Annotated in this window: 2 protein-coding genes; one reads left to right on the top strand and one right to left on the bottom strand. The window is 55.5% G+C overall.

Annotated features, from left to right (window positions below):
• Positions 1-1,058 precede the first annotated feature (1,058 nt).
• Positions 1,059-1,259, bottom strand: a complete 201-nt coding sequence (locus tag K289_RS52765; RefSeq protein WP_245284149.1) for a hypothetical protein — start codon at positions 1,257-1,259, stop codon at positions 1,059-1,061.
• A gap of 223 nt (positions 1,260-1,482) precedes the next feature.
• On the opposite strand from K289_RS52765, the gene K289_RS52760 reads away from it, so the two are divergent.
• Positions 1,483-1,767, top strand: coding sequence for a hypothetical protein (locus tag K289_RS52760; protein ID WP_245284148.1), 285 nt, complete (start codon positions 1,483-1,485; stop codon positions 1,765-1,767).
• The last annotated feature ends 1,389 nt before the right edge of the window (positions 1,768-3,156 follow it).

The following is a 3,156-nucleotide window of genomic DNA, read 5'->3' as shown; positions in this document are numbered from 1 at the left end:
TGCTCAACAATGAATCACAACAGATTCTTCCGATTCAAGATTTCGCCCGCAGCGCGTCGTTCAAATCCGATTCCAAATGTGGGTAATTGAAAGGTCTCACCGTCAGTTACACCATCCCCGCTTTTGTTCGCTAAGTTGGGCACCGCACGTTCCCAAGTTAGCTCATCCGAACGCGGGTGCCGAAGGCAAATCGTGTCTTATGCGTGGCCACTCATTAGCCCGAAAGAGCCAGCTCGGGGCGCGGCTCGGCGCCGAGAACCGCGAAGCCCCACCGCGGCCGCGCTGCCATTGAAAATTTCGCTGGTAGCGGGAGATCGCTACGAACGGTCCCCGACCCAATTTGAGCCGTCATTCTCAAAGACTTACCGGGCGGCTATGTAATTCATCAACGCACTCCGCAGCCCACGCTTGAACACAACATTTGGCACGCCATTAAGTTGTCAAACTGCTCGGGCAGTTCTGAGCATCGATCCAAACGCAGAGCCAGAGCGTCGCGCCTACGACAGTCACCTTGAACGCTCCCATTGGTTAGCGGACAACGGATACAGGCAACTGCTTCGCTCGGTATAGGCACGGGGCAGTCACAACTGCTAGCGCTCCTCAAAGCCAGAATTAAGCGGTGCCTCGCTGAGGCGACCTCAGCGCAACAACAGGCACGCCGCTACTTCAAATGACTCTCAGGCCCATACGCCTCTCGGCGGCGCTCCAATCTGAGACGGCCTCGTGTGTTAGGTAAGTCGCGGCCAATTCATTCCATGATTTCACGACACTCCTCCAGCTCTCTTTTCGAGCGGGCAGAACCTCTAGCATCCTTTGCGCCTTTGGCGCAGCCGCGAACTTACCGTCGCGCTTAGCCTCTATCAGAATTTTGCGCGCCAGCTCTTCGGTTCGCTTCCATCCGGCGTCCGTCATTCTTTCCGCGACAAAGCAATCGAAATAGATTCGAAAGGACAAAGCACGGTCTGCGTGCCATGCACGATGTCAAGTCCGACTCGTTCAACCATCGATGAAGAGCTTCGAGCTGTTCCGATCCGCCAAGCATGAGAACGCCGTCATTCTCAAACGTCAAGAATGTCGCGAAGCCCCGCGATCTCAAGCTGCATGTCCAAGGCTTGTGATTGCAGCCCACGGGTGATTGCTTCCAGCGGAGACACAGCTTTGCTTTCCTTCATTGATAGCGATTCCGCCTGGAGAATACCGCGTTCGTCAACTAGACGAATCTGTAGGCGACGGACATCAGAGCTGTCGGTCACGCGCACGCCGTCTTCGATTCTGAGCTACGGAGGTAACCCATTCCCTGAGAGCAGAGGGTGTTAGACTACCATCGGCAAGCTCTCTCCAAGACTGCCGGCCTTCGATCCACCTGCTTTTCCGGGCGGACATATCGTCAAGCGTTGTTCGTGCAATTGGATCCCAATCCGCAGCATCAGAACTAGGGTTACGCTTGGTCTCATCGAGAGCTTCTCGAAAGAGTTCTTCAGAATGCTTCCACCAAGCCTCGCTAAACCTGGTCTCCGCGAGATACTCAAAACAGGCGCGGAACGTCAGAGCACGGCCAACGACCGCATGGGCTGGCAATTCCGCCTCGCTCAACCACTGCCGCAAACAATCCCTTTGTTCCTCGCTGTCGAGCGCAATAAAGTCAGAATCGCTAAAGTCCAAAAGAGCCGCCATACCAGCAGTGATTTCGCCTTGTATTTCTGCGTGCTGTTTTTCGATCCATTCGCAAATTGTTTGCAACGGCGTCATCGGTTGATTCACACTTGACCTCTCGGCTCACCTTAAAGCGCATGCCGACGACAAACCAATTCGGTGTCGCGTGCCGTCATTCGCTATCTCGAGTGAGGCAGCGCGAGCGCGACTCGGCGTCGATGTATTGCGTAGCCGACGCTGTCCCTACCGCGCCCGCGCTGCCATTGAAATTAGCAACGTGACTCGGCGCCTTCATGACGACTGATGAAGCACCCTATCGCGCGCCGCTAACTTCAGTAGCCAGCTTTGCCGTCTCAAATGGCAAAGCCGACCACCGCGCTGCCTGATGGGTGCATGTCCACCAGGAAGACCCTATTTTATATAGCCCGGGAGATCCCGTGGGTAGCTACCAGGATTGGTCGCCTGACTAATTCAATGCCGACGTCTAAGATAGTCATCTCGCTAGGCTCGCAAACACAACAAACACAAGCGGTCGATGGTTCAGCGAACGCGGACGCCGATAAACGAACGAGGTGCAGATGTGGAAGAATATGCAGACGCGGATGGCGCCGAGCTGCTATTTTTCGCATATACAATCATCACAGCAGCAACTGCAGCGATCGCATTCTTTCTCAACCGGGGGAAGTCGAAAGATGGGCAACGGTAGGCTCGCAGAAGTAATCGGTAGCCGTAGCGGCCCGCCAATGATGAGCCCCTCCAAACTGAGCTGGCGCCCAAGTTAGGCTAAGTATTTAGGACATTTCGTATCTGGCCAAATGTCGCGATTTGTGCGGTTGGACACAATCCGACAATTTGACGTCTACATAACGCGATCCTCTCAAAACCGTCCCCAGCAATTTGGCCCGCAGAGCTTTAATCGCGAGTTGGCACGCGACTTGCCACGGGATGACGTCATCACCGAATCCCGTCCGACTACCGCTCGGTGATGTAGGGCTGACTTGATGTCTCTAACGGGTTCGTCCGCTCGATAATGCATGCTGGTGTGTTGCGTAATGAAGCCACATGTTAGAGCTGCTGCGGCTGCAACCGCATTTGCGCACGGTCTTCGCCGTGATGTTCTGAGCGTCTACGAGCATGAAACTCGTGGTTACAGCAGGACAAGTGTCTCAGTGCGCGGGAATGATGCGAACGGTTTCGACTACGATCACAACTGTCGCATCAGTGGCTCGTTACCTAGCATGCAGCACCATGGAACAGGGGCACGCTTACAGCTCGCCCCGAAGCGCCTCGGGGCGTACATCGGCTGATAGCGGTACGACGACCCCACCTCGTTTAGGTGGACGGGATGAGCGAGACTCGCGCGTGGATTTGACAACGCGAGGGACGCTCATTCCATGCATCAAGACAGACATCAAGACAGGCATGATGCCGCCTCCTATCAGCGGATCGAGGTGATCACGGGGGAGAGGCGACGGCGCAGTTGGAGCGATGCGGAGAAGGCGC

Source organism: Bradyrhizobium sp. Cp5.3 (genome assembly GCF_000426265.1).
Taxonomy (GTDB): domain Bacteria; phylum Pseudomonadota; class Alphaproteobacteria; order Rhizobiales; family Xanthobacteraceae; genus Bradyrhizobium; species Bradyrhizobium neotropicale.
The sequence above is the reverse complement of the archived record's forward strand: the minus strand, read 5'-3'. Positions and strand labels throughout refer to the sequence as shown.

Bases quoted from the DNA above. Each gene is read 5' to 3' on its own strand.
- K289_RS52760 (WP_245284148.1), top strand. From the start codon at position 1,483: ATGCTTCCACCAAGCCTCGCTAAACCTGGTCTCCGCGAGATACTCAAA.